This window comes from Desulfofarcimen acetoxidans DSM 771, assembly GCF_000024205.1.
GTDB lineage: Bacteria > Bacillota > Desulfotomaculia > Desulfotomaculales > Desulfofarciminaceae > Desulfofarcimen > Desulfofarcimen acetoxidans.
In genome coordinates, this window is sequence record NC_013216.1 from 2,217,504 (window position 1) to 2,242,564 (window position 25,061).

24 protein-coding genes, 1 pseudogene and 1 CRISPR repeat array are annotated in these 25,061 nt (G+C 40.0%); of the genes and pseudogenes, 23 read left to right on the plus strand and 2 right to left on the minus strand.

Annotation, left to right across the window (positions count from 1 at the left end; all coding sequences use genetic code 11):
* The first annotated feature begins 421 nt into the window (after positions 1–421).
* Positions 422–1,649: direct repeats of the CRISPR family, unit length 30 nt; unit sequence GTTTTTAGCCTACCTATGAGGGATTGAAAT.
* A 410-nt stretch (positions 1,650–2,059) separates the two neighbouring features.
* Positions 2,060–2,878, minus strand: coding sequence for a recombinase family protein (locus DTOX_RS10050; RefSeq protein WP_242652616.1), 819 nt, complete (start codon positions 2,876–2,878; stop codon positions 2,060–2,062).
* Positions 2,879–3,091: 213 nt separating this feature from the next.
* On the opposite strand from DTOX_RS10050, the pseudogene DTOX_RS22190 reads away from it, so the two are divergent.
* From DTOX_RS22190 to DTOX_RS10085, 8 genes and pseudogenes are all read left to right on the plus strand, one after another.
* Positions 3,092–3,223, plus strand: a pseudogene (locus tag DTOX_RS22190) (SpoIVB peptidase S55 domain-containing protein); the annotation flags it as partial.
* Between the two features lie 150 nt (positions 3,224–3,373).
* Positions 3,374–4,144: a sporulation transcription factor Spo0A gene (gene spo0A / locus DTOX_RS10055; protein WP_042317062.1), complete on the plus strand. Its 771-nt coding sequence runs from the start codon at positions 3,374–3,376 to the stop codon at positions 4,142–4,144.
* Positions 4,145–4,345: 201 nt separating this feature from the next.
* A complete protein-coding gene (gene steA / locus DTOX_RS10060) occupies positions 4,346–5,467 on the plus strand; it encodes a putative cytokinetic ring protein SteA (RefSeq protein ID WP_015757575.1) in 1,122 nt (373 codons plus the stop codon).
* Positions 5,468–5,483: 16 nt separating this feature from the next.
* Positions 5,484–6,374 carry a copper transporter gene (locus DTOX_RS10065; RefSeq protein WP_015757576.1) on the plus strand — a complete coding sequence of 297 codons (891 nt, stop codon included), beginning with the start codon at positions 5,484–5,486 and terminating at the stop codon, positions 6,372–6,374.
* Entirely contained in the window at positions 6,361–7,053 is a 693-nt protein-coding gene (locus DTOX_RS10070) for a glycosyltransferase family 2 protein (RefSeq protein WP_015757577.1), read from the plus strand. The genes DTOX_RS10065 and DTOX_RS10070 overlap by 14 nt, the downstream gene beginning before the upstream one ends.
* A 27-nt stretch (positions 7,054–7,080) precedes the next feature.
* Positions 7,081–7,950, plus strand: a complete 870-nt coding sequence (locus DTOX_RS10075) for an MraY family glycosyltransferase (protein ID WP_015757578.1) — start codon at positions 7,081–7,083, stop codon at positions 7,948–7,950.
* A 14-nt stretch (positions 7,951–7,964) separates the two neighbouring features.
* The gene (locus tag DTOX_RS10080; RefSeq protein ID WP_015757579.1) at positions 7,965–9,092 is read left to right on the plus strand and encodes a M20/M25/M40 family metallo-hydrolase; all 1,128 of its coding nucleotides are present in this window, start codon (positions 7,965–7,967) and stop codon (positions 9,090–9,092) included.
* Positions 9,093–9,118: 26 nt separating this feature from the next.
* On the plus strand, positions 9,119–10,201 hold the full coding sequence (locus DTOX_RS10085; RefSeq protein WP_015757580.1) for a DUF3866 family protein: 1,083 nt from the start codon (positions 9,119–9,121) through the stop codon (positions 10,199–10,201).
* Here the strand turns inward: DTOX_RS10085 and DTOX_RS24810 are convergent.
* Positions 10,198–10,329: a hypothetical protein gene (locus DTOX_RS24810; RefSeq protein ID WP_015757581.1), complete on the minus strand. Its 132-nt coding sequence runs from the start codon at positions 10,327–10,329 to the stop codon at positions 10,198–10,200. The two genes, DTOX_RS10085 and DTOX_RS24810, sit on opposite strands and share 4 nt — an antisense overlap.
* A 166-nt stretch (positions 10,330–10,495) precedes the next feature.
* Here DTOX_RS24810 and DTOX_RS10090 point away from each other — a divergent pair, with 166 nt between their 5' ends.
* The 15 genes from DTOX_RS10090 to DTOX_RS10160 all read left to right on the plus strand — a co-directional run bounded on the left by DTOX_RS10090 (position 10,496) and on the right by DTOX_RS10160 (position 24,716).
* Positions 10,496–11,107, plus strand: coding sequence for a hypothetical protein (locus DTOX_RS10090; RefSeq protein ID WP_422698405.1), 612 nt, complete (start codon positions 10,496–10,498; stop codon positions 11,105–11,107).
* Positions 11,108–11,255: 148 nt separating this feature from the next.
* Positions 11,256–11,885: a stage II sporulation protein M gene (gene spoIIM / locus DTOX_RS10095; protein ID WP_015757583.1), complete on the plus strand. Its 630-nt coding sequence runs from the start codon at positions 11,256–11,258 to the stop codon at positions 11,883–11,885.
* Between the two features lie 79 nt (positions 11,886–11,964).
* On the plus strand, positions 11,965–12,222 hold the full coding sequence (locus tag DTOX_RS10100; RefSeq protein WP_042315677.1) for a hypothetical protein: 258 nt from the start codon (positions 11,965–11,967) through the stop codon (positions 12,220–12,222).
* A 440-nt stretch (positions 12,223–12,662) separates the two neighbouring features.
* On the plus strand, positions 12,663–13,553 hold the full coding sequence (gene xerD / locus DTOX_RS10110) for a site-specific tyrosine recombinase XerD (protein WP_015757585.1): 891 nt from the start codon (positions 12,663–12,665) through the stop codon (positions 13,551–13,553).
* 48 nt (positions 13,554–13,601) lie between these two features.
* Positions 13,602–14,795 carry a phosphopentomutase gene (locus tag DTOX_RS10115; protein WP_015757586.1) on the plus strand — a complete coding sequence of 398 codons (1,194 nt, stop codon included), beginning with the start codon at positions 13,602–13,604 and terminating at the stop codon, positions 14,793–14,795.
* A complete protein-coding gene (locus tag DTOX_RS10120; RefSeq protein WP_015757587.1) occupies positions 14,782–16,098 on the plus strand; it encodes a pyrimidine-nucleoside phosphorylase in 1,317 nt (438 codons plus the stop codon). Before DTOX_RS10115 ends, DTOX_RS10120 begins: the two co-directional genes overlap by 14 nt.
* A gap of 381 nt (positions 16,099–16,479) precedes the next feature.
* Positions 16,480–18,285, plus strand: coding sequence for a sulfatase family protein (locus DTOX_RS10125; protein ID WP_015757588.1), 1,806 nt, complete (start codon positions 16,480–16,482; stop codon positions 18,283–18,285).
* A 120-nt stretch (positions 18,286–18,405) separates the two neighbouring features.
* On the plus strand, positions 18,406–18,564 hold the full coding sequence (locus tag DTOX_RS22960; RefSeq protein WP_015757589.1) for a hypothetical protein: 159 nt from the start codon (positions 18,406–18,408) through the stop codon (positions 18,562–18,564).
* The gene (locus DTOX_RS10130) at positions 18,545–19,318 is read left to right on the plus strand and encodes an ABC transporter ATP-binding protein (RefSeq protein WP_015757590.1); all 774 of its coding nucleotides are present in this window, start codon (positions 18,545–18,547) and stop codon (positions 19,316–19,318) included. Before DTOX_RS22960 ends, DTOX_RS10130 begins: the two co-directional genes overlap by 20 nt.
* Positions 19,319–19,323: 5 nt before the next feature.
* Complete coding sequence (locus tag DTOX_RS10135; RefSeq protein WP_015757591.1) at positions 19,324–21,198, plus strand: putative ABC transporter permease subunit; 1,875 nt, start codon at positions 19,324–19,326, stop codon at positions 21,196–21,198.
* Positions 21,199–21,304: 106 nt separating this feature from the next.
* Positions 21,305–21,916, plus strand: a complete 612-nt coding sequence (locus DTOX_RS21500) for a DUF4825 domain-containing protein (RefSeq protein WP_015757592.1) — start codon at positions 21,305–21,307, stop codon at positions 21,914–21,916.
* A 20-nt stretch (positions 21,917–21,936) separates the two neighbouring features.
* Positions 21,937–22,554 (plus strand): hypothetical protein, encoded by a 618-nt coding sequence (locus tag DTOX_RS10145; RefSeq protein WP_015757593.1) that lies wholly within the window; start codon positions 21,937–21,939, stop codon positions 22,552–22,554.
* Positions 22,555–22,621: 67 nt separating this feature from the next.
* Entirely contained in the window at positions 22,622–22,753 is a 132-nt protein-coding gene (locus DTOX_RS24815) for a hypothetical protein (RefSeq protein WP_278184584.1), read from the plus strand.
* Positions 22,753–23,709, plus strand: coding sequence for a thiamine pyrophosphate-dependent dehydrogenase E1 component subunit alpha (locus DTOX_RS10155; protein WP_015757594.1), 957 nt, complete (start codon positions 22,753–22,755; stop codon positions 23,707–23,709). The genes DTOX_RS24815 and DTOX_RS10155 overlap by 1 nt, the downstream gene beginning before the upstream one ends.
* A 23-nt stretch (positions 23,710–23,732) precedes the next feature.
* On the plus strand, positions 23,733–24,716 hold the full coding sequence (locus tag DTOX_RS10160) for an alpha-ketoacid dehydrogenase subunit beta (protein WP_015757595.1): 984 nt from the start codon (positions 23,733–23,735) through the stop codon (positions 24,714–24,716).
* The last annotated feature ends 345 nt before the right edge of the window (positions 24,717–25,061 follow it).

Below are 25,061 nucleotides of genomic sequence, written 5' to 3' on the forward strand. Positions count from 1 at the left end.
TTTAAGTGATTTGATTGAAATATTTTAGCATTATTATAATAAAAACGTTCCGGAATACGTATTTTAAAATGGCTTTAAACAGCGCATCTCCCATACAAGGCCAGTTTTCATTAAAATAAAATTCAGATTAAATAATACCAAAGGTATAACTGTCAATTACTGCTATCAGTCTTAAACGCCGTTTTTTATTTTTAACGGGAGCAAGTATACTCGGCCCATCCCAAATATCACAAATCCAACTCATTGCTGAGTATTGTCGTCGATCCCCGGTAGTGTAATTTTTCCGGCAGATAGACGATATTGTTTTGTGGCCTTTAGACACTAATATATCTAACTTTTAATGATAATGCTAAGTATAATACTTGTTTTAACTGTTTATTTGATGTAGACTTAAAAGTAGATATTCTAAGGTTTTAGTGGGGTTTTTAGCCTACCTATGAGGGATTGAAATATTCGTCAAAGCGTGAACCGTCGGCCATTGTACCTTGTTTTTAGCCTACCTATGAGGGATTGAAATTTTCTTTTATGCTCATTGTATCATAATGATCATTGATAGTTTTTAGCCTACCTATGAGGGATTGAAATCTAATTTCTCAGGATTCGCTTTCGGTGTAATCATCACGTTTTTAGCCTACCTATGAGGGATTGAAATACTAATTTTGAATAAAGTTTTAATTTAAACTACTTTAGTTTTTAGCCTACCTATGAGGGATTGAAATATAGTGATATTAAGAGGTTGCGGGAGAAAAATTATAAAGGTTTTTAGCCTACCTATGAGGGATTGAAATAAAAATTTCCGATTAACTTTAAGACTAATGTAAAAAGTTTTTAGCCTACCTATGAGGGATTGAAATGGTGGATTTTCTTTTCAGATAGAAGGGCTAATAATAGTTTTTAGCCTACCTATGAGGGATTGAAATCTGGTTTTCCCGGGCGAACGGTGGCTTCTATTTTTGGTTTTTAGCCTACCTATGAGGGATTGAAATTCTTGCTAACTTGCATCCACTGATTGCCAGTAATCGTTTTTAGCCTACCTATGAGGGATTGAAATATTTTTCCATCCTACTCTCATCCAAGAGAGTAGGAGGTTTTTAGCCTACCTATGAGGGATTGAAATACTGAATTAAGTAAGAGTGTTTTTAATTTAGGCAGAGTTTTTAGCCTACCTATGAGGGATTGAAATACCAGATGCGGCAGCACTACTATCAGGGACGGATAAGGTTTTTAGCCTACCTATGAGGGATTGAAATTAAGCAAGTTTGTTCAACTCCTGCCGGAAGAAGTGCAGTTTTTAGCCTACCTATGAGGGATTGAAATCCCCGGACTATGTAGCAGATATTATCCTTCTTGTGGGTTTTTAGCCTACCTATGAGGGATTGAAATCCTTTAACATGCAATTCAAAGATTTGCCTTGCGTAGTTTTTAGCCTACCTATGAGGGATTGAAATGTCTGACTGGTATTCAACGAAGCCATAACCGGGTACGTTTTTAGCCTACCTATGAGGGATTGAAATCCTGATCCATACAGCTACACATCCTCCCTAATATTGAAGTTTTTAGCCTACCTATGAGGGATTGAAATTCCCCTTTGTCACCACTCTTATAAATGCCAAGTATACGTTTTTAGCCTACCTATAAGGGATTGGTGTGAAAATTAATTGGCTGTGGAATACCTACATGCTTAGGTAAACGGTAGAGGTTCTGTCGACACGGAGATAAGATCAGGTAACTTTAAAAGGTTAAGTGTTTGGTTGACGAGGAAAAAAGGTTTCGGGGTTAAAGAAAGCAATAGCAAAGCAAGGCCATCCTTCGAGGAAATAACGGGCAACCAAACATAGAAGATAAGAAAGGGAGAGAATGGTTGCGCCACAATACCCCGTAAATTATGCTTGAAGCATGTAAATTGGTGTTCCTTTTTTTATTATCGTATCCTTTTGAAACTTCTAGAGCTATGAAACATTTTCATTGACGTGTGGGCAAGATCATGCGGGTTTGTCTTAAAATCCCGTATTTTTTTATACCTACAAAAAATACTAAAACGCCTATAAAATCAAGGATATTATGATTTTATTTGTTTGCTATGATTCTTTTCTTGAAGCTTCTTCTGAACCTTATTCCATAAATCGTCTTCAATAATAACTAATTCATCAATTCTTGTTTCAGAAATTATCCATTTATCTTTGGGTAAATGAATTAATTTGCCGTTTTTTTGTGTAGTCTTTCCCCATGCCGGAAAACCGTTGTAAATAGGGTTCTCCAAAATTCTTAATACCTTATTTTGCCTCCAGCGTCCTTTGGTAGAATCTTTATAACAAAGGCCATATTTATCCGATAAGACCCTTGTAATAGTGGTTATACTGCAATCATCTGCAAATAACTGAAATATTTCTCTGACTATATTAACTAATTCAGGGTTAATCTCGGCTTTTCCATCTAAACGTTTACGATAACCGAAAGTTACACGTCCTCCAAGCAATTGACCTTTAATTGCAGCCATTGCCATTCTATCTACAGTAACTTTTGATAAATCTTTTTTTTCTTGTTCAACTTTAGCTTCCATTAATGACATAACAAATTCAGTCAAATTGCCGTCTACAACAGTATATACCGATATTCCTTTGCTTGAACATTCAGAAACAAACATAAAGACATCCTTTATGTTTAATGATATAATATCTTTGTTATAGATAAAAATCGTATCGAAGGAATATTTAACCTCTTTTTGAATTATCGGTAATATTTCATTCACAGGAATTAATCCTGATTTAAAACAATAACCAACAATATTTACTCCAGGTTTTGAAGTTAAAGCATTTAATAGCTGTACTTGTATCATTTCTGTTCCCTGTTGACCTTCTTCTATTCGAACAAAGACCACAGCTTTCAATATTCTCACCACCTAATTCCTTGTATAAGCGGTATATCCGTATTATAGGTATTCCCGATTATTCAATTCTGTATACAATAAAGATATTTTTTATCTGAGATAGCTGGTTTTATTGGGTTTATAACTGTCATTTTTTTGTTTCTCCTCACTTATTCCATATTGTAAGAGCGGTAATAACATTATTTAGTCCCTCAAAAGCAGGTATGGATCTTTGCGATAACCCATGTCTTTGTAAATGATCCGACCAGAGGATATGGAGTCCTAGCAGAATGGATGTTAAAAGATGCCGAACTAATTCCGGACAGTGAAAAAGAGGGCGGTTTAAAGGCAAGTTAAGAAGAAGTTTTATACGTCTGGTTGTAAATAAAAAGAAATATTACCATTATTTAAATTTTATTTGTAATTAAGCAGGAGTTTGTAGGCTAGCCGTCGAATAATTTTGGATATAAATACCTTATATAAAAAATCTGGGGGTGTATAGTGATTATGATGAGAAAGGCCATAAAGCTTCTAATAGCAGATGATAATAGGGAATTTTGTGAACTAATGAAAGATTTTTTTAGTAAACAAGATGACCTGGAAATTTGCGGAATTGCGTACAATGGTTTAGAAGCAATTGATATCATTAAAGAACATAAACCAGATATTGCAATTTTGGATATTATCATGCCTCATTTAGATGGCATAGGCGTATTAGAAAAACTAGCTTCCGGTATTGTATCCAAGCGACCAAAAGTAATCATGCTCACTGCTTTTGGACAGGAGTCTGTTACACAAAGAGCAGTTGAATTGGGAGCAGATTATTATGTGCTTAAACCTTTTGATTTTTCCGTGCTGGCTACCAGAGTGAGGCAGTTATCCGATGGTATTACTGTAAATCAATATATTTCTGTGTCCAAGCCTAAAAATCTTGATGTAGCAGTAACCAATATTATTCATGAAATGGGAGTACCTGCTCATATTAAAGGATATCATTACCTTCGCGATGCAATTTTAATGGTAATTAATGAGGTTAACCTGCTGGGTGCGGTAACTAAAGAACTCTATCCAATGATTGCTGAAAAATACCATACTACTCCAAGCAGGGTTGAAAGAGCTATCCGCCATGCCATAGAGCTGGCTTGGGATCGTGGGAATGTAGAAATGATGACCAAATATTTCGGGTATACCATTAATCTGGACAGAGGTAAACCGACTAATTCAGAATTCATAGCTATGGTAGCGGATAAGTTGAGAATTGAAGCTAAAGTGAGTTGATAAAGACAAAAAACACCTACAGTATAGTTGCCCTAGACTGTAGGTGTTTTTATTTTATGGGGCAAAAATTTGGTCAGTATTTATCAATGAAATAATATTAGGAAGTTTGAGTAACTACTGTATAATTACACAAATTATCTTGACTCCTATTATTGAATTGATGTAGAATGATTAAATGAAATAATATCGGGGGCTGCCTAAATGTATTATAAAGGTATAGCTAGGATTGATAAAAGAACTAAAAATTTAGTTAAACGCCTAATATCATCCGATATTGCTATAATTGATCACAAAGATCTTGACGAAGTGGCTGCCCAATCTCTTTTGGAAACAAAGGTACGTATTGTAGTTAATGCCTCACACTCATTAAGTGAGGATTATCCTAATCCAGGTCCGCTTGTCCTGGTAGGTTCCGGCGTGCATTTAATTGATAATGCAGGTAAAGAAATCATGTCAGCCATTTCTGAAGGACAGGAAATTGAAATTGTTGAGAACCGGATATTGCTAAACGGGGAGCTAATTGCTGAGGGTAAGTTATTAAGTATAGATTATATAAAAGAAAAAATGTTAGAAACACAAAAACATATTAACAGAGTGTTGTCAAAGTTTGTACAAAACACACTTGAATATGCGCAAAATGAAGTAGGTATGATTCTTGGTGAAGTTGAAGTACCTGAGACCAGAACGGTTTTTAAAAATAAGCATACACTGATTGTTGTTAGAGGGAAAAACTATAAAGAAGATTTAAATGCCATAACATCTTATATTAATGAAGTTAAGCCTGTTCTGGTAGCGGTTGACGGCGGGGCAGATGCTTTAATGGAATTTGGTTATCAACCTGATGTAATTATTGGTGATATGGATAGTATCAGTGACAAAATGCTGCGATGCGGGGCTGAATTAATAGTACATGCCTACCCTAACGGCAAGGCGCCCGGTTTAGAGAGATTAAATGAATTGGGTTTGTCTGCCTTGGTTTTTCCTGCTCCTGGAACCAGTGAAGATATAGCCATGCTTTTAGCTTATGAAAAAGGTACTGATTTAATAGTAGCGGTAGGAACACATTCCAACATGTATGATTTTTTAGAAAAAGGACGAAAAGGAATGTCCAGCACATTTCTTGTTAGATTAAAGGTCGGTTCTGTATTAGTTGATGCCAAAGGTGTCAGCCAGCTTTATAAAAGTAATATTAAGGTTCGCTATTTAGCGCAGATTATTCTGGCTGCACTGCTGCCATTTACTATTGTTCTGGTAATTTCTCCTACCACAAGAGAATTACTGCGTTTATTATATATTCAGTTCCGGCTAATATTGGGGATATAACAGGGGGAGAACCCAAGTGATTATAGATTTCAAATATCATATTGCTTCTCTGGTAGCGGTTTTTTTAGCTCTGGGAATCGGTATTTTAATAGGCAGTACAATGTTAGGCAGCAATAGCATAGTGGAAACCCAAAAACAGTTAACAAACAATTTGAACCAGCAGATGCAGGTGCTCAGGGAACAGAATAAAGCGGTTGAAATGAGATCTAATAACCTGGAAACCAACAATCATATATTGAATGAGTTTGGAGAAAATGTCCTGCCTGTTTTGGTGGAAAATCGTCTGTTGGGTCAAAAAATAGCCATTATACAAACCAACAACCTTGCCTTGCCTAACAATCTTAAAACAGTGTTGCAGACTGCCGGGGCTAAAATAAATTCTGTGACTAATATTATGGATGATTTTGATATTTCTGATGATAAACTATTACCTGATACTTTAAATATAACACCGGATGAAGATCGCCATAATATCGTACAATCGCTCAGTCAGGCGGTGGCACAAGGCATATTGCTTGGGCAAAATACTGATGTAATTAACAGCTTAGTAGAAAAAGGATTTATAAAAATTGAGGGAACATACGGTTTACCGGTTAATGCTGTGATAATCATCGGTGGCAGTAAGGATAATCAGACGGTTAAACTAGCTGATATAGATTTTCCTATCATTAAATATTTTTCTGACAGTAATATCAATATTTATGGTGTGGAAGAATCAGATATTGTATACTCTTATATGAAGGATTATCAAAAAAAGAATATTACAACTGTAGATAATATAAATACTATACCGGGACAGCTTGCCCTGGTGCTGGCTATGCAGGGTCGCCCTGGTAATTACGGGATAAAAGAAACTGCTAAAAGCTTATTACCCCCCTTAGGAGTTGCCGAAAATGCAGCTAAATAAAAAAGTTTCTGTTTTAATACCTGCTTATAACGAGGATAGGTTTATAACTGCAACTCTGCAGGCTGTCAAGTCTATACCGGAAGTAGACAAAATAGTAGTTGTGGATGACGGCTCTCAGGATATGACCGTAGAACTTGCGCGTGCTGAAGGAGTAACTTTAATAGTTTCTGAACAAAATGCCGGTAAAGGCGGGGCGCTTAATTTAGGGGCTGAGTTGGTTAAAAATGATGATATTATTGTTTTGCTGGATGCTGATTTAGGCCTAACGGCGGCAGAAGCCAGAAAACTGGTTTTGCCGGTATTGGCTAACCAGGCTGACATGACAATTGCTCAATTTCCCCGAATAAAGCATAAGGGAGGCTTCGGGCTGGTCAAGGGGCTTGCTCACAAAGGTATTAAATATTTTACTCGTTTAGAGATGCAGTCCCCTCTATCCGGGCAGCGGGCAATGACTAAAGATGTATTCAACAAGATATTACCCTTTGCTTCGGGTTATGGTGTGGAGGTGGCTCTAACTATAAATGTGGCCCGTATGGGCTACAAGGTCATGGAGGTGCCTGTACAAATGACACATGATTTGACAGGCAGAAATTGGAAAGGTTTTGTACATAGAGGCAAACAATTTAAAGACGTTTTAAAAGAACTGTTCTTTTTGTATTTTAAGAAGATAAGTAATTAATTTACAATTGTCTTGAGGTGTTTTGTAATGGCACATCTATTAGAAACAAAATGCCTTTTTTTGTTCCTAAATTTTTTGATCGGTTATATCATTACACTGGTTTTAATAAAACCTATAATTAATATGATTTCAACTGCCAACTTTGTACGTCCCAATTTTCGTGGTGAGAATATTCCTGTAGGTGTGGGAATTATTTTTTTAATCAGCTCATCTTTTGTCATTACTCTTAATCTTCTTTTTTTAAACATAGTACCTCATAATTTAACATTTCTAACTGCCGAAGAGGGATTCAGGTATGTAATTTTTCTAGCCGGTATAGCTTCTATAACCTGTCTGGGCTTAATTGATGATAACTGGGGTTCCCGTGATACAACGGGACTGAAAGGTCATTTGCTTTCCTTGTTTAGAGGCAAAATCACAACAGGCGGCTTAAAAGCTATGGGAGGAGGCTTTATCTCCCTGATTATAAGTTTGTTGCCGGGACAAAATGATCATATAATATTAAACACGCTTATACTGGGTTTATCTATAAATGCTATAAATCTTTTGGATTTGCGTCCTGGCAGAGCGGGCAAAGGTTTTTTATTGGGTGCTCTGCTGCTGGCTGCTTACGGGCAGGCAAGAACTGATATGCTGTTTGTATATATTTTTTTGGGTTTAATTCTGGCCTATTTGCCATATGATTTAAAGGCTAAAGTTATGATGGGTGACAGTGGTTCCAATGCACTGGGGATAACTTTGGGTCTAACTGCCGTTTGGCTGTTGTCCTGGCAATTGAAAATTTACTTGCTGACAGGTCTTATTGTATTGCATTTGTTAACTGAGAAGTATTCTTTAACTAAAATCATTGAGAAGAATATAGTGTTAAATTATTTAGATCGCCTGGGGCGTAATTAAGGAAGGTGATATTTTTGGTTAACAGAGATCGTTTGATTAACGAGTTTTTGCAAATGGTGCAAATCGATAGCTTATCAGGCCGGGAAAGACAAATCGCTGACTATTTGAAGGATAAATTAATTTCCCTGGGATTAAGTGTGACAGAGGATGCAGCCGGGGAAAAAGCCGGCGGCAATGCCGGCAATATAATTGCTAAAATCCCGGCCAACAACAGCAGTGCCCCTGTTATTATGCTTTGTTCTCACATGGATACTGTCGAACCAGGTATAGGAGTAAAGCCTGTTATTAAAGATAATTTCATCTGCTCCCAGAGTGATACCGTCTTAGGTTCGGATGATAAGGCCGGTATTGCTGCTATTTTAGAAGCAATCAGGCAGGTTAAAGAGAACGATGTTCCTCACGGGGGTATTGAAGTCGTCTTTACTATTTGGGAGGAAGGCGGGCTTTTTGGTGCCAAGTATTTGGATTACAGTCTGCTGGAGGCAAAAATAGGGTATGTGCTGGACAGCGACGGGACTCCCGGCACCATTATTACCAGGGCACCCTCTCAGGATAAGATTTATGCTGAAATCCACGGGCGTGCAGCGCATGCAGGTATAAACCCGGAAGATGGTATTAATGCTATACTGGTGGCGGCTAATGCTATAGCCGGGCTTAATTTGGGCCGGATTGACGAAGAGACTACCTGTAATATAGGTGTGATTTGCGGTGGTAAAGCAACTAACATTGTTCCTGATTTAGTGAAAATTGAAGGAGAAACCAGAAGTCTTGATGTCTCAAAAAGACAGGCGCAAAATAAGGTTATTTGCCGTGCTATAGAGCAGGCGGCTGAAAGATTTGATACAAAAGCGGACATTAACGTAGAGCCTGAGTATACCAGCTTTAATCTGTCTGAAGATAGCCTGTCAGTAAAGATTGCGATAAAAGCCGCACAAAACCTGGGTTTAACCCCGCGCTTGGAAAAAACAGGCGGCGGCAGTGATGCCAATGTATTTAATAATATGGGTATTGAGACAGCTAATCTTGGTATTGGAATGCGTAAAGTACATACTAAAGAAGAATATATAGCAATTGAAGATCTGATTAACAATGCCAGGTATGTAGTGGAAATAATCAAAACAGCCGGTGAATTAAGTTTATAATTTTTATTTTTTGAGGTGTTGATACTGTGATCAGAATCAGGCAGGGTATTGTAGTTGAGGTATTATCCTCAAGACCAGGTTATACCGAGGTTTTTACAGAAATATCCGGTGTCAGGCAGAAAGCTGTTAACTATGATTTTTTGACAGGTACCGTAAAAAAAGGCGACCGGGTAATTTTAAATACTACTGCCGTGCATAAAAATTTGGGTACCGGGGGTACCCATTTTATTATGGCCAATATCGATAATTCGGAAATAAATGCCCGGTTGCCAGGACATATAATGAAAATGCGCTATGCACCGGCACAGGTGAAAGTACTGGCGGTCGAGGAAGCTGAAAGTCCTCATGCAGAAATAATCAATAACACAAAATCTCTGGAACAAACGCCTGTAATAGTAGGAACGCTGCACAGCATGCTCCCGGTTGCGGCAAGTGTCTGCTGCCATGAAACGGGAGGAAATGCAAATATTGTTTTCATTATGACTGACGGTGCTGCCCTGCCCATGCCTTTAAGTCAAACCGTACATGAATTAAAACAAAAAAATATTTTGTCAGCTACTGTTACCTATGGTCATGCTTTTGGCGGTGATTATGAAGCTGTAAATATATATACAGCTCTCTTGGCGGCCAAGGCTGTGGCGAGAGCCGATATTATTATTGTCGCCATGGGCCCGGGGATTGTCGGAACCGGTTCTGAATTTGGTTTCACCGGTGTTGAGCAAGGTGAAATTATCAATGCTGTTAATATTCTGGGCGGCAGTCCTATAGCCATACCCAGAATTAGTTTTGCTGATGCCAGGGAAAGACATAGGGGTATAAGTCATCATACTTGTACCTCACTAGGCAAAATAGCTTTAACCCCCTGTCTGGTGGCTCTTCCTGATTTGGAGCAGCGTTTAAACGACATGCTGGAGAAACAATTACTTCTCTCCGGCATCAGGAAAAAACATGTAATAAAATACTATAACAGCTCGCACACCGGAGAGGTCTTGCAAAAATACGGGCTAAGAGTAAAAACCATGGGCCGGGGCTTTAGTGAAGATCCAGCTTTCTTTATGGCCTGCGGTGCTGCCGCAATGGCGGCAGTTGAAACATGCAAAAAGGGCTAATGCAAATTGAAATTGATTAATTCTTTTACTGTTAAATGTTTTTTCATTTGCTCAGCCAGAAAGAACTTCAAGTCCTTTATTTTGCCGGTAAAATATATGCGATTTTTGAATACATATAAGCTGCTCATAGCAGTCCCTCCAATACGTTAATGGTTTTATTTATATTATTTAAAGAATCTGTTCATAAATATATTAATTAGTTTGGGAAATATGACTTTGGAAGAAGGTGTATTATTTTTGGCAGGCGGGGTTTTCTACACAGTTAATGCCAGCGGTGCTGTAGAAGGTGCTCGCATGGGCAATGTAGTTGTCATAGTTGATGTTATTGATATGTCTACGACAGCCGAAGCGGCAATTGATGCCGGGGCCATTGCAGTATTTGGCGCCAGTCCCGATAACGCCAAACCCCCTGTTGCTGTGAATCCTGCAAAGGTTGCTATAGCTGCCGGTAAACTGGCTAATCTCAAGAATACGGGTATTATAATTGTCGCTGAACCGAGAGTTGCTTCGGAGCAGGAAAGAATATCCCGCTTGCAGGGTGTTATGCGCGGTTTAGAAGATACAGGAGCGGAAATAAGAGCAGTTTTACCGAATCTCGGAGCGGAAACTGTTAAGCTTTTTGATTTCACAGGATGTGTGTTAATTGCGGCTACCAGTACGGGAGGTGTAGCTTTTGACGCGGCCTTTTCTGCCGGTGCGCCCGCTGTTCTTACTGCTACGGTGGCCCGTACGATACAAAAAAAGGGTGCTGTCCCGGCTAGGGCCGGCGCAGTACGCGCTGTTCAAATAGCCAAAGAACTGAATACAGGTATAACTGTAGTAGCCGCCAGCGCTAATTCTTTGGAGGATATTTTGGCAGCCGAATATATAGTACGTGCAATTTTAGATAATGACTTTAGAGGTTAAAAAAGGATGCTGCCGGAGTGTAGGCTATCCCAGTTATAAATAAAACCGCTGTCTTCTCTGATACCTCTCTTCATAACAATGGTATATTTAGCAGGCAACTGCATAGTATTTACCATATGGACGAGTTTGACAGAGGGGGTAGCGCTCTGTGTATAGAGCTCCAAAAACTTCATATGATTCATTTTTTAAAATGAATATACCGTTTTATGGTATAGTTTTTCTTGTTTTATGTTTGGGAATAACACTGGGAAGTATTGCTGCCTGTAATATGCAGGGAGAGCAATCAGCGACCATACAACAATTACTGGAATATTTTATTAAACAGGTCGGTACTATAAACTTCAGCAGCATTGACTTGATAAAATTATCTTTTTTTAATGATTTACTACTTATAGTAGTAATTTATTTTTTGGGGTTAACGGTAATAGGTATGCCCATCATGCTGGCACTAATATTTTGCCGGGGTTTTATACTGGGCTTTACGGTTAGTTTTTTGCTCAAAGAAAAGGCGTATCACGGCATAATACTTGCTTTTTGCTCTATATTACCGCAAAATTTACTATACCTGCCGGCGCTGGTGGCAGCGGGCGCAACTTCCTTATCTTTTGCGATACTTTTATTAAAAAGGAATTTTGGGACCGGCATTAAATTATGGCCTGTATTTCTAAGTTATAACGGCTTAATGCTGACAATTCTGACTTTGGCTTTGGGCTCGAGTTTGATTGAAGCCTATGTTACACCTTTTTTGACCAAGTTTGCTGTGAGAATGATAACTTAAGGCAATAGAGTAAAATATAATAAATATTAGCAAAGTTATCTTGAAATAAGCAAATATAGAGAAGGGTAAGGTGTAGGGCTTGATTATTGTATTAATATCCAGGCTTAAGCGAAAACTCTTACTTGGATTAAGATTATTATTATTCCTGGCTATTTTGGTTATTCTAACCGGCCATTTTTGGAAATTATTGCAATCCACCCATATATACGGCAAGTGGTTTAATGAGGATCAACCAAATGGCAATCCTATGCGGGTGGAACAGACCGAATCACAAAGGGAAACCGGTTTTATTGATAACATGGTGGAAGTATTTAAGGGTTATTATAAAAGCAAATAACGCTAAATTTATGCAGGAAAAAATATTTTGGGGTCGAAGTAAAACATTTATAATTTCACAGGTTCATTTTGGTGAGAGAGGCAATACCGGCTATATCAATTTTGTAACCAATATCTCGCCTGACTGTGACTGCACTAACTGGACAGACGCGCCCATTGTCCGCGATATCGGTGCAGTCGCCTGGAAGGTAAGGTTGATGTTAAAGATAAGTTCAGGGCGCTTTGGCCCAGCATTGATTGGTCACATCAGCTAAGATATGATGAGGAAATAGGTTTAGGCAGCAGAAAATACGATTTAGTAGAAATAAAATAGAACAGGCGGCCTGGTAACTACACATAAAGTTAATGTGTAGTTTATATTTTTAGAGGAATTCCACCGGTTCATGTGGAAGTAATATTTTCCATAAACTTATGTAAAGTTAGAACCGGGGGGGACGTTTAATGCAAATCATGCTGGACAATTTTATATACTATTTGGCGGTGGAAAGAGGTCTGGCTGAAAATACTCTTTCAGCATATAGAATGGATTTGCAAAATTTTTTGTCCTTTTGCCAGGATAAGCAGATTAAATCCTGGAGTGATGCCGGTAAAAACACGATCTTAATGTATATGATGTTTTTAAAACAGCAGGCTATGTCACCGGCAACTATCTCCAGAAGATTGGCAGCCTTAAAATCATTTTTTCGTTTTCTTACCAGTGAGCAGGTAGTGGAGTTCAGTCCAACAGAAAGTATGGAGTCGCCCAAATTAAGTCAAAAATTACCTAATGTTTTGAGTACCTCAGAAGTGGAATTATTATTAATGCAGCCTAAAATCTCTCAACCAGCCGGCATTCGCGATAAAGCAATGCTGGAACTGCTCTATGCCACTGGTATCAGGGTTTCTGAATTAGTGGATTTAAATTTAGAGGATGTCAGTATAGCAGAACAATTTATTCGCTGTTATGGAAAAGGCTCCAAAGAAAGGATAGTACCGCTGGGCAGTCTATCTGCTTCCTTTGTCGAAGAATATTTGCAAAAAGGCAGAGTAAAACTAATCAAAAAAGCGCAGACAACAAATGCACTTTTTTTAAACCATCATGGACAGAGGTTAACCAGGCAAGGTTTTTGGAAAATTATAAAAAAATACGGTCGCCAGGGGAAAATAGATAAGCCTATAACACCTCATACACTGAGGCATTCTTTTGCAACTCATTTATTAGAGAACGGTGCTGATTTGCGTTCAGTTCAAGAGATGCTGGGCCATGCGGATATATCTACAACTCAAATTTATACACACTTGACTAAAACCAGATTAAAAGAAGTCTATAAAAACTCTCACCCCAGGGCTTGAGTATAATCTATCCAGCTTATCCAGTAATATATCAGGAGGTTATTTATTTTGCACAGAAGAGTATTATTAATAGTATTAGACAGTGTAGGTATTGGTGAATTGTCTGATGCCGGGCTTTATGGTGATAACGGGAGCAATACACTGGCTAATATTGCGCAGGCTGTCAATGGGCTGAATCTTCCTAACTTAGCTGCCATGGGTTTGGGTAATATTGCTGATATTCAGGGCGTTCTGCCCGCAGCGTTACCTTCTGGCGCTTACGGTAAAATGGCTGAAAAATCAAAAGGCAAAGATACCACCACGGGACACTGGGAATTAGCAGGGTTAATTCTGGAAAAAGCTTTTCCTGTTTACCCGCAAGGTTTTCCGCCTGAAATTATCAATGAATTTGAGCGACTTATTGGTCGCCCTGTTCTGGGTAATAAAGTTGCTTCCGGTACAGAAATTATTGAAGAGTTGGGCGAAGAGCACATGAAGACCGGTTACCCTATTGTTTACACTTCAGCGGACAGCGTGTTTCAAATAGCTGCGCATGAAGAGACAATCAGGCTTGATGAATTGTATCGGATGTGTAAAACTGCCAGAAACTTGTTGACTGGCGAGCATGCTGTAGGAAGGGTTATAGCCAGACCATTTATTGGCCAGCCGGGTAGTTTTGAACGAACAGCCAACAGGCATGATTATTCGCTCAAGCCTCCCAGGAAGACTATTTTGAACTTACTGAATGAAAAGGGAATAATTGTTACCGGAGTTGGCAAGATTCATGATATATTTGCCGGCGAGGGTATCAACCGGTCAATACATATTGAAGGAAATATGGACGGAGTGGATAAGATTATTGACTTGCTGGGTGAAGATTCAAGCGGGTTGATTTTTGCCAATCTGGTAGATTTTGATTCAAAATACGGTCACCGCAATGATCCTAAAGGCTATGCAGCTGCTCTGGAGGCTTTTGACAGCCGGCTGCCGGAAATTACTTCAAGAATGCGTAAAAGTGATATTTTGATTATCACAGCTGATCATGGTTGTGATCCTACTACAAAAGGTACTGATCATACCAGAGAATTTATTCCCCTGCTGGTATTTGGACAGGATATTAAATCGGTCAATCTGGGGGTAAGAGCTTGCTTTAGCGATATGGCAGCAACTTTAGGGGAATTATGGGATATTAAATATCCTGAAGGAAAGAGCTTCTGGCAAGAGTTAAGGAAAGAAGGAGCACAGTCAGATGAGAATGTATGATATTATTCTGAAAAAAAGACGCGGCCTGGTATTGACAGCAGAAGAGATTAATTTCTTCATTGAGCAGTACAGCAGGGATAAAATACCGGATTACCAGGCTGCAGCACTGCTTATGGCAATATTTTTTCGTGGTTTGGATGCTGAGGAAACAGCAGCCTTAACTCTGGCAATGGCTAATTCAGGTGACCGGGCGGATCTGTCTTCTATACCGGGACTGAAGGTAGATAAACACAGCACCGGAGGGGTAGGAGACAAAACTACATTGGTCTTAATTCCAATGGTTGCCGCTGCAGGAGTTCCTGTAGCCAAAATGTCGGGGAGAGGCCTGGGACATACGGGTGGGACAATTGATAAATTAGAGTCAATATCAGGATTTCGGGTTAATCTTGATCCAGAGGAATTTATTTCTCAGGTCAATAACATTAAAGCCGCGGTAGTAGCTCAAACCGGGCAGCTTGCCCCGGCGGATAAGAAACTTTATGCTCTGAGGGATGTTACAGCAACAGTAGACAGTATCCCTCTAATAGCTTCCAGTGTAATGAGTAAGAAAATTGCCGCCGGAGCGGATGCTATTGTGCTGGATGTAAAAACCGGTTGCGGAGCTTTTATGAGAGAAACAGAAGATGCTTTTAAACTGGCACGCACTATGGTATCCATAGGAAAGAGGGTAAACCTGCCTACAGTGGCCTTGATAACGGATATGGATCAACCTTTAGGTAATGCAGTAGGTAATGCCTTGGAGGTCAAAGAGGCTATATTAACCTTGCAGGGCAAGGGACCGTCTGACCTGGAGGAACTTTGTCTGGCTCTGGGCAGCCAAATGCTTCTGGCGGCTAAGAAGGTTAAAACAGATAAAGAGGGGCGGCAATTGCTGTTAGAGCTATTGAAAAACGGTAAAGCGCTGCAAAAATTTAAAGACATTATATCTGCCCAGGGTGGACAGGTTGAGGTTTTTGATAACCCGGAACTTTTATCAAAGGCAGACTTAATAAAAAGTGTCAAAGCATCCAGTGATGGCTATATTTTAGGAATTCACGCAGAAATGATTGGCAATGCGGCTATGCTCTCCGGGGCAGGCAGAGAAACAAAAGATGCTGAAGTGGATCTCAGGGCGGGAATAGTTCTTCATAAAAAAATTGGTGATAAAATATCTGCCGGGGATACCCTGGCGGTTTTGTATACAAATAGACCTGAGAAGGAAGCGGAAATAATTAGAATTATTCAAGAGGCATTTATTTCAGGTTCACAAAAACCTTTTCTGCCTCCATTAATACATGGAATTGTAAAACCGGGGGATGTGTGATTTTTTGTACATATACTCTCTAACCCATCCACAAAATTACATGAAAAACATATTTGCATAAATATATAGGCTGCAATAAGAGTTTTCTTGCTCGATATTGGTTTTATGTAATACTTTTACAATTGCATGGCACGCTGAAAAAGTATACCATCTGTTTGGTATACTTTTTCAATTTTAAAAGAGTATAAAAAACTTCACAAGGTTAATTTGTAACTGCACAATGATTATACCCTTAAAGTTCAGTATCATATTATGGCATATCTAAACAAAAGATATTTTTTCAGAAGGCTTGTTTTAATTAAAAGAAATTGCTCTATTCTTTTTTATCAATTGGTGACTAATTTACATATTATGCTATTGAACAATTTAGGGGGTTATGTTTTGACTAATAAATTATTGAATCAACATATACATGAAATGCCTCTTTGCCATAAACCAAATTTTCTTGTTATTTTAGTAGATCAACAGCGTTATGCTGTCAGCTATGAGAACGAAGAAATAAAGGTATGGAGAAAGACTCGTTTAAAAGCCCAAGAATTTTTAAAAAGCCGGGGATTTGAATTCAAGAATCATTATGCCGGAAGTGCCGCCTGTTGTCCCAGTCGTGCCACCCTTTATACCGGGCAATACCCCTCTCTTCATGGTGTCAGCCAAACAGACGGAGCTGCTAAGGGAGCATATGATCCAGACATGTTCTGGCTTAATCCCAATACAGTACCAACTATGGGAGATTATTTTAGGACAGCAGGTTACCAAACCTACTGGAAGGGGAAATGGCATGCCTCTGCCGCAGATATTCTAGTTCCCGGCACCCATAAGCCATTTCTCTCTTATAATCAGGGAAATGGTGTACCTATTCCGGATAATGAAAAGCTATATATTAATGCAAATGTACTTGCAAGTTTTGGATTTAACGGTTGGATAGGGCCCGAGCCCCATGGTGTTAACCCGAGGAATACGGGTTCTTCTGCGGCTGCCGGATTAAGCGGAAGAGATGTGGTGTATAGTCAGGATACAGTAGAACTGATTAGAGTATTAGAAAAAGAATACAACGAATCAGACGAGTGCCGGCCAAGGCCATGGCTTATAATGTGCTCCTTTGTAAATCCCCATGATATAGCCTTGTTTGGGGCTATTAGCGGGTCATTGCCGCAATTTAATTTTAAAGTTAATCTCTCTGTTCCCTACATTTCACCCGCACCTACGGCATCAGAGTCCTTATTAACTAAACCAAGTGCCCAATCCAGCTATAGAAGAATTTATGCTTATGCCTTTCAGCCGCTGCTGGATACTTTGTTCTATCGCCAGCTCTATTATAGTCTGGAAATGGAAGCAGATACCCAAATATGCAGGGTTATTAATGCCCTCAGGGAAACATCCTTTTATAATAATACTATTATAATCTTCACTTCCGATCATGGGGAGCTTCTTGGAGCCCATGGTCTATTTCAAAAATGGTATCAGGCTTATGAAGAATCAATCCATGTACCATTAATAATTCATAACCCAACTCTTTTTGACAAACCTGAATCTACAGATATGCTGACCAGTCATGTAGATATTCTGCCCACAATGTTAGGAATAAGCGGGCTGGATACAGGGGCAATTCATAAAGTTTTAGCTAACAGCCATACGGAGGTTCATTCTCTTGTTGGCAGAAATCTTTCGCCATTGCTGAAGAGTAAGACAGATTTTATAGAAGCCGGTGAGGCAATTTACTTTATGACCGATGATAACATTACTAAAGGTCTTAACCAGATAAGTTTTGCGGGTGTACCTTATCATTCTGTAGCTCAGCCTAATTCTATAGAGACAGTAATTGCGGCTCTTCCTACCGGCAGGGGCGGAACAAAGCAAATATGGAAGTACTCACGTTACTTTGATAACCCTCATTTTTGGAACATTTCCGGCAGAAGAGATCAGTTTGTTTATAATGGACCAGTGAGAAGAAAATTCAATCCATGCAATTATAATGATACTCCCATTAGACCTCAAGCTGACCAATATGAAATATACAATATTACAACCGATCCTTTGGAAATACGAAATGTTTCTTATGAGTCATATAACAACCGATATTTTATGCAAATCAGGGAAATACTCAATGAACTTTTAGAAGAACAACGTAAAAAGAAAAGGTTGTACCCTGTTAGCGGAAATGTGCATGGTAAAACCCCCAATTACTAAAATATCGGGGAATGTGGTATTATTATCTGAACGATACTATTAGACCAGCGTTTGACTTATTCTTCAGGTAAGCAGTTTTGCTGGTACTATATAAATTGTCTTATTCAAGGAGCAATGATATTGAAACAAGAAAAGTTATACAATGTGATGGACAAATTGTCCAGCCTAGAATATGATTATGCTAAACTAAGAATAGTGGTGGATAAACAACAAGCTTTATCTGATAAGCTCTTGATCACGCAGGAAGGGAGTATTTTTCGTGGAACGTGTTTTAATTAAGACTACTCAACTAAAAAAATGGTATGGGTCTATTCCTGTTGTCAAAGGCTTAAATTTAGAGGTCAAGAGCGGAGAAATATTCGGCTTTTTAGGACCAAACGGTGCCGGTAAAACAACCACTATTAAAATGTTAACCGGACTGCTGGAGCCTAGTGAAGGAGAGGCATTCATATGTGGATATGACATTAGGAAACAGTCAATGCAAGCTAAGTCATTGATGGCCTATGTACCCGACCAGCCTAAATTATACAGCAAGCTTTCTGCACGGGAATTTTTACATCTTATTTCCTCTCTTTACAGAGTGCCTAAGGATATCACAAAAGAAAGAACAGAACAGCTTTTGGATATGTTTGGACTTAAAGACCGGGCGGATGAGTTATTGGAGGGTTATTCCCATGGTATGCGGCAGAAGGTAGTGTTGGCATCGGCAATTATTCACCAGCCCAGGGTTATTCTTCTGGATGAGCCTACTGTAGGTCTTGATCCTGCCAGCGCCCGTCTTTTGAAAGACATACTACAGAATATGGCCCAGCAGGGGGTGGCAGTTTTTATTTCCACTCATATTCTGGAGATCGCTGAAAGAATGTGTCACCGTGTCGCTATTCTCAAGGACGGTCTGCTGATTGCTCAGGGCAGCCCTAAGGAACTGCGACAGAAGGTTGGGCACGGTGGAGAAAGCTTGGAAGATATCTTCCTGGAACTTACTGGTGGTCACGAAAATGTTGAATTAATAAAAAGTCTGGAGGAGGGATAAAGCTAGTGAAAATAGTATTGCCTCCACCTCTGACGGACCCACCGCCGGGACAATCTTTTGCACAAGATTTTAAGCTGTTGCTGAAAAACCAGATGCTAGTTACATGGAATAAAATGCTACATAGACCAGTGGCTGCTTTAATCGGAATAGTTGTACTATTGCTTATGTTGTTTGCTATACTAACTTCCTTAGGATCTTTTGCCTATGGAGCTTTGAAAACGATGCCTCCTCAAATTGCTCAAGGGTTTCTCTCTCTGTTATTTATGGTTGGCTTAGGCGCTCAGATTTTTTTTGGCATTACTGCAGCTTTTGCTGCCCTGTATATGTCCGATGATTTAGAGCTTCTTTTTATGTTGCCGGTTTCTTTCAAGGCCGTTTTTGCTGTAAAGTCCCTATCGGTTCTCAACAGTAACTTATTGATAGCTATTTTGTTAGTATTTCTACCGGGGTTTTTCTACGGGCTGCTCTTTCAAGCAGGAGCATTATTTTATATCTTAGTTATCTTAGTGAGCATCGGGTTATGGGTAATAGGTACAGCCGTAGCGGAACTAATTAACCTTGTGGTGATGCGCATTGTACCGCCACATAGGAGTAAGGAAGCTATTGGCTTTATTGGGGTTTTTGCAGGCGTTCTGGTTGTATTTGTTTTTCAAATTCCTAATTTGCTATTAAGAGGCCAGGGAGAGTTAGACATAGTCAATTGGCTGGCAGGCCAAAAACAGGTGCTTGACATCATGAACTTTTTTCCCTGGGGATGGGGTTCACTCGCTTTACTTGAGGGGATTTCAGGGAATTTCCTCTCCGGGTTGGGGTGGAGCCTGCTCATACTTTTTGTTGGTACGCTTCTTTTTTTGATAGCTTTTGTTCTTGTCGAACGGGGATTCCGCCGAGGTTTTATTTCTCTCAGCCAAGGAGAAGGCGGAGGGCGTCGTAAGATACAGACTGCCTTAGGGAATTTGAAAAAAAGTCACCGGCAGAAAAATATTTCTTATTTGCTTAATACAGAAGTTGCATATACAGCATCTTGCTGGTTGGGAATGTGGGCAGTGGCTAAGAAAGATTTGCTTTCTATGAAGCGTGACACACGGGAATGGTTTGGCTTTATGCTTCCTTTGATTTTCATGACTTTTTTTGTGGGAAAATTCTTCTTTCTTCCCGGAGGATCCAGTTACTTCTCCCTTATAGCAGTTCTAATTATGTACACCATTATGTTCAGCGGCAATATGGCTTTGCAATCTTTTGGCAGGGAGGGGGAATCTGATTGGCTATTAAATAGTGTTCCTCTTGCCGGGTGGCCAGTTGTATGGGGAAAATTATTGGCTTCTGTTCTTCCTACTTTGTTGTTGATGGAAGCTTTGCTGGTTGGTACTGGTTTTGCCATAGGTGTTTCCACTGACTTAATCATAATGCTTGTGCTGGCAGCAGTGCTGCTTAGCCTGGGTTCCAGTGCAATTGGCCTCTTTTATTCCATTAATAACAGCCGTTATAATCCGGACAATCCACAACAGCGTATTTCTCCCGGAGCTTCTATATTAATGTATTTTTTCAACTTATTTTTTGTACTTTTATTAGCCTTAGGTTTAAGCTATTTGTTCCTGCCTAAAGAGCTTGTTTTAATTGTTAAGAACTTCCCGCCCATGACATTCGAAGGGAGATTTTTGTCAGGTATAATTTATGGACTTTATCTCCTGAGCTGCCCCCTGCTGTGGCCGGCAGCTTTAAGGATTCCACTGGGAATAATTGTGGTTTGCGGAATATGGTCATTAATATTTTTCGGATTTATTGCTGCCACGGTGCGGCAAAGCCGGAAGGGCTTTCGTGTCGAAATCGTCACAAGTGGCAAGAAAAAATCCGGCAAAAAACGGTTGTATGGTAAATAAGACCTCCCACTTTTATGGACAAATTGCAATTGCGATTGGAATGGATCGATAACCAAAACGTAGTGTCCGGCAGTTCTAAGATGAAAAGAGGAGGTTCATAGAAAAAATGAGGGAGTTTGCCAAAAACAAATCTTGGGTTATTCTTATGGGAGTTTTGTTTTTGCTGATGGTGCTGGGTACTGAGCTAAAGCAGGCTAAATCTGCGAAAGAAAGCAATTCTCCTAATTCATCAATTTATAATGCTGAAATATTGTATAAATATAAAACCCCATATGTGGGGGATAACAGTAAAGTGGTACACCTTATTGACAGCTTACCCTATGCTAATTTGCGTAAGAATGTTTTATTGCAAACTCAAGTTGTTCCCTACGGGGTAACAGTCGATTACGACTTCAGCTCTGCTCATAAGGAACCGCAGCAAATGGAAACATACTTTCAGAATAACGCTATTATCCTGTTTGCCTTGATTGAAAATATCGATGAGGTAACCTTTATAACTCGGGGAATTGGTAAATACCCTAAATATCATTATATAAGATCGGAACTTCAAAAGAACTTTGCTCAGGATATTCGCAGCTACTCCAATGATATTCCGGCACTGGAGGCATTACTCGAAGAATTACCAAAACCTGCACCAATTAATCCGGCCCATAGTATTGATATTGCCATAAGTCGTGCTATTATAGCTCAAGGCAGAGGTTATAAGTCTGGAAGGTAGCTACCGAAGGACACATTATTTTGGACACAGAGGAAAACAACGGCATCGTCAAAGTATATACAATCGCTAGTTTCGGTTGGTTTGAATTCGAAAACGGTATATTAACCAAAACTAGCGGAAGCGGCGCAATTCCAACGGTTATCACCTTTGCCAGGAATGAGAAAGGTGAATATTCCTTAATAAAATACCAGGAACCAGAGGACGGTGCTTATTACACAACTTCTCTCAATAAAATGTTTCCACTAAAATTAAGGCCCCAATTGCTTGCCGCCCAAAATGCATATGACGACCTGGCCAGGCAGCAGGAAATCCAGGCAGCAGAGTATCTAAAAAGCATAGATAGGGACGCCAAGGTGAGCGAAGCCTATGTTGAAAAAAAGCTGGCAGATATTGATGTGCAGGCCTCAAATAAAATTTTTGCTGAACTAACTAAATATGATAGTTTTCTTAATAGTTGTCCCTATTGGTTGGGTACCAGAGAACAAATTGAAGATGGTGTTCGATATATCTACGAGACCTCCCAAAGTAAAACAAGCGATGGCCATGACAGGATTACCTTTAGAAAATTAAAAGAAGGTAAAACAATAGTCAAAGAACGAAAATATAAAATTATCGGTAACGAGCCAGTTGCCGAATGATTTGAATTTGGCCTATTTCTTGGGATTAGATGAAATAGGTAGTTGTATAGAATGCCAGGATGAGAATGTGAGTATAAGTAAAAAGGCGGAAGAAAGGAGGTGGGAGAAGAATTCTTCATTGCTTTTCACATTTGGTAAGATAGTTTGTGTTTTTCAGGAACTGTTGGAAAAATTACTAATAGAGGGGGTAAGCGATTGATGACAAATCAAAGCAAACTTGAGTCATATGAGACCATGCTGCTAATCCGGCGATTTGAAGAGAAGCTCACAGAACTTTGTAAAATGGAAAGAAAGATTCCTGGGATGATGATCCTTTGCACCGGTCAGGAGGCGGTGGCGGCCGGTGTATGCGGAGCTCTGGAAAAAGATGACGTAATCATTAGCAACCACCGCAGCCACGGTCACCTGATAGCTAAGGGTGCCGACACGAAAGAATTAATGGCGGAGATTTATGGTAAAAGAACCGGTTGCAATAAGGGTAAAAGCGGTACCCTGCACATGGCAGTACCCGAGGTAAATGCTCTTTGCACCACTACCGTGGTGGGAGGAGGTATTCCCATCGCCGTGGGGACAGCTTTTGCCCAGCAGTATAAAAAACAGGACCAAATAACGGTTTGCTTTTTTGGTAACGGTACAACTGATGAGGGCAGTTTTCATGAGGCTTTAAACATGGCCGCTCTGTGGAATTTGCCTGTGATCTTTGTCTGTGAGAATAATGTCTACGCCGGTGCGCAGCGGACTGAGCATATCACCAAGATCAAAGATATCGCTGTTCGGGCGATGGCCTACGACATGCCTGGTGAGATAGTGGACGGGAATGACGCAGTTGCTGTTTATGAAGCTATAAACAGTGCCAGAGCTCGTTGTCTGCTTGGGGAAGGTCCTATCCTGCTTGAATGCAAAACCTACCGCTGGCGTGGTCATGGTGAGGCTGATCATCAGGTTTACCAACCCAAGGATGAAATTGACGCTTGGATGGCTCGTTGCCCCATCAAGAAACTGCAGGGGGAACTGATGCAAGAAGGCTTGCTTTCAGAACAGGATATCGTAAGAATTGAGGCGAGGGTGGCCGAAACGGTGGAGAGTGCGGTTGACTTTGCTGAGAAAAGCCCCTGGCCGGATTTACAGGAAGCTCTTGAAGATGTTTACGTTTAAAACGGTGAGAAAGGAGATTAAACATGCAGCAGATTACCATGGGTCAAGCCGTTCAGCAGGCCCTTTTTGAAGAGATGCGCAGGGATCCTGATGTTTTTATAGCGGGTGAGGGTGTGGGCCAATCCATTCATGAGTCACCGATAATGCCCACTTATGGGCTTTTAAAGGAATTTGGGCCGAGTAGGGTGAAGGACACCCCGGTTTCCGAGGCTGCCATTGCCGGTCTGGCGGTAGGCTCTTCAGTTATGGGTTTGCGGCCGGTTGTGGAAATTATGTTTAATCCGTTTATTACCATTGCCTCTGACCAGATCGTCAACCATGCCGCTAAATTACGATACCTTTCCGGTGGCAAAAGTACTTTTCCTATGGTAGTGCGGGTTAAGACCGGTGCCGGGTTTGGCGCTGGTTGCCAACACTCCCATAACCTTGAGGCGTGGGTAGCCCATTGCCCCGGGTTAAAGGTTGTCATGCCCGGCACCCCGGCGGATGCCAAAGGGCTTTTGAAGTCAGCCATTCGAGATGATAACCCTGTTATATTTATAGAGGACATGATGCTTTATTTTGCTCCCGGGCAGGTACCGAAAGAGGACTACAGCATTCCCATTGGTGTAGCTGATATTAAGAAGCAGGGTAAGGATGTTACGGTGGTAACCTGGTCCAAGATGCTGGGCGTGGCCTTCAAAGCAGCTACGGAATTGAGTAAAGAAGGAATTGAGATTGAAATCGTAGACCTGAGGACACTGGCTCCTCTGGATAAGGAAACGATTCTTCAGTCGGTGCGTAAAACGGGGCGTCTGGTGATATTGCACGAGGCTACCCGCACCGGCGGTTTTGGTGGAGAAATTGCCGCACTGGTGGCAGAAGAGGCTTTCGGAGATCTGAAAGCACCGATAAAGAGGGTGGCGGCTCCGGATATACCTGTTCCCTTTAGCCCCCCTCTGGAACAGTTTTATATTCCAAATGAAGGCCAACTCATACAGGCTGTCAAAACGCTAACAAGTCTTTAAATGCTTTTGTCGATTATATCATGCAAAATAAAAGAGAGAAGGCCTAGGCCTTCTCTCTTAAGCAACCATCCTTACAGTTTTAACATTCCGTTTAATATTTTATTTTGCCTTTTAATAAATAAATTATCAATGGAACTAGCTACTAGAAAGGTCACCTCACATTCAACTATTAGAACAGAAAAGAAGCAAAACTATACTACACTGATTGAAACTTACCTTGGGCATACAAATGAAACATTAATAACACTAATTAACCTTCAATAACATTCAATTCATAATCGAGTTTCTACACCTAACTAAAGAAAGCTTTAAAAAACATCTTTTCATCAAAACTTGTTTAATAGA

Excerpts from the sequence above, each read along its gene's own strand:
- DTOX_RS24810 (WP_015757581.1), bottom strand. The coding sequence starts at position 10,329 with ATGAGCAGCTTATATGTATTCAAAAATCGCATATATTTTACCGGCAAA.
- DTOX_RS10090 (WP_422698405.1), top strand. The coding sequence starts at position 10,496 with ATGGGCAATGTAGTTGTCATAGTTGATGTTATTGATATGTCTACGACA.
- DTOX_RS10070 (WP_015757577.1), top strand. The coding sequence starts at position 6,361 with ATGCAGCTAAATAAAAAAGTTTCTGTTTTAATACCTGCTTATAACGAG.
- DTOX_RS10075 (WP_015757578.1), top strand. The coding sequence starts at position 7,081 with ATGGCACATCTATTAGAAACAAAATGCCTTTTTTTGTTCCTAAATTTT.
- spo0A (WP_042317062.1), top strand. The coding sequence starts at position 3,374 with ATGATGAGAAAGGCCATAAAGCTTCTAATAGCAGATGATAATAGGGAA.
- DTOX_RS10155 (WP_015757594.1), top strand. The coding sequence starts at position 22,753 with ATGACAAATCAAAGCAAACTTGAGTCATATGAGACCATGCTGCTAATC.
- steA (WP_015757575.1), top strand. The coding sequence starts at position 4,346 with ATGTATTATAAAGGTATAGCTAGGATTGATAAAAGAACTAAAAATTTA.
- DTOX_RS10120 (WP_015757587.1), top strand. The coding sequence starts at position 14,782 with ATGAGAATGTATGATATTATTCTGAAAAAAAGACGCGGCCTGGTATTG.
- xerD (WP_015757585.1), top strand. The coding sequence starts at position 12,663 with ATGCAAATCATGCTGGACAATTTTATATACTATTTGGCGGTGGAAAGA.
- DTOX_RS10160 (WP_015757595.1), top strand. The coding sequence starts at position 23,733 with ATGCAGCAGATTACCATGGGTCAAGCCGTTCAGCAGGCCCTTTTTGAA.
- DTOX_RS21500 (WP_015757592.1), top strand. The coding sequence starts at position 21,305 with ATGAGGGAGTTTGCCAAAAACAAATCTTGGGTTATTCTTATGGGAGTT.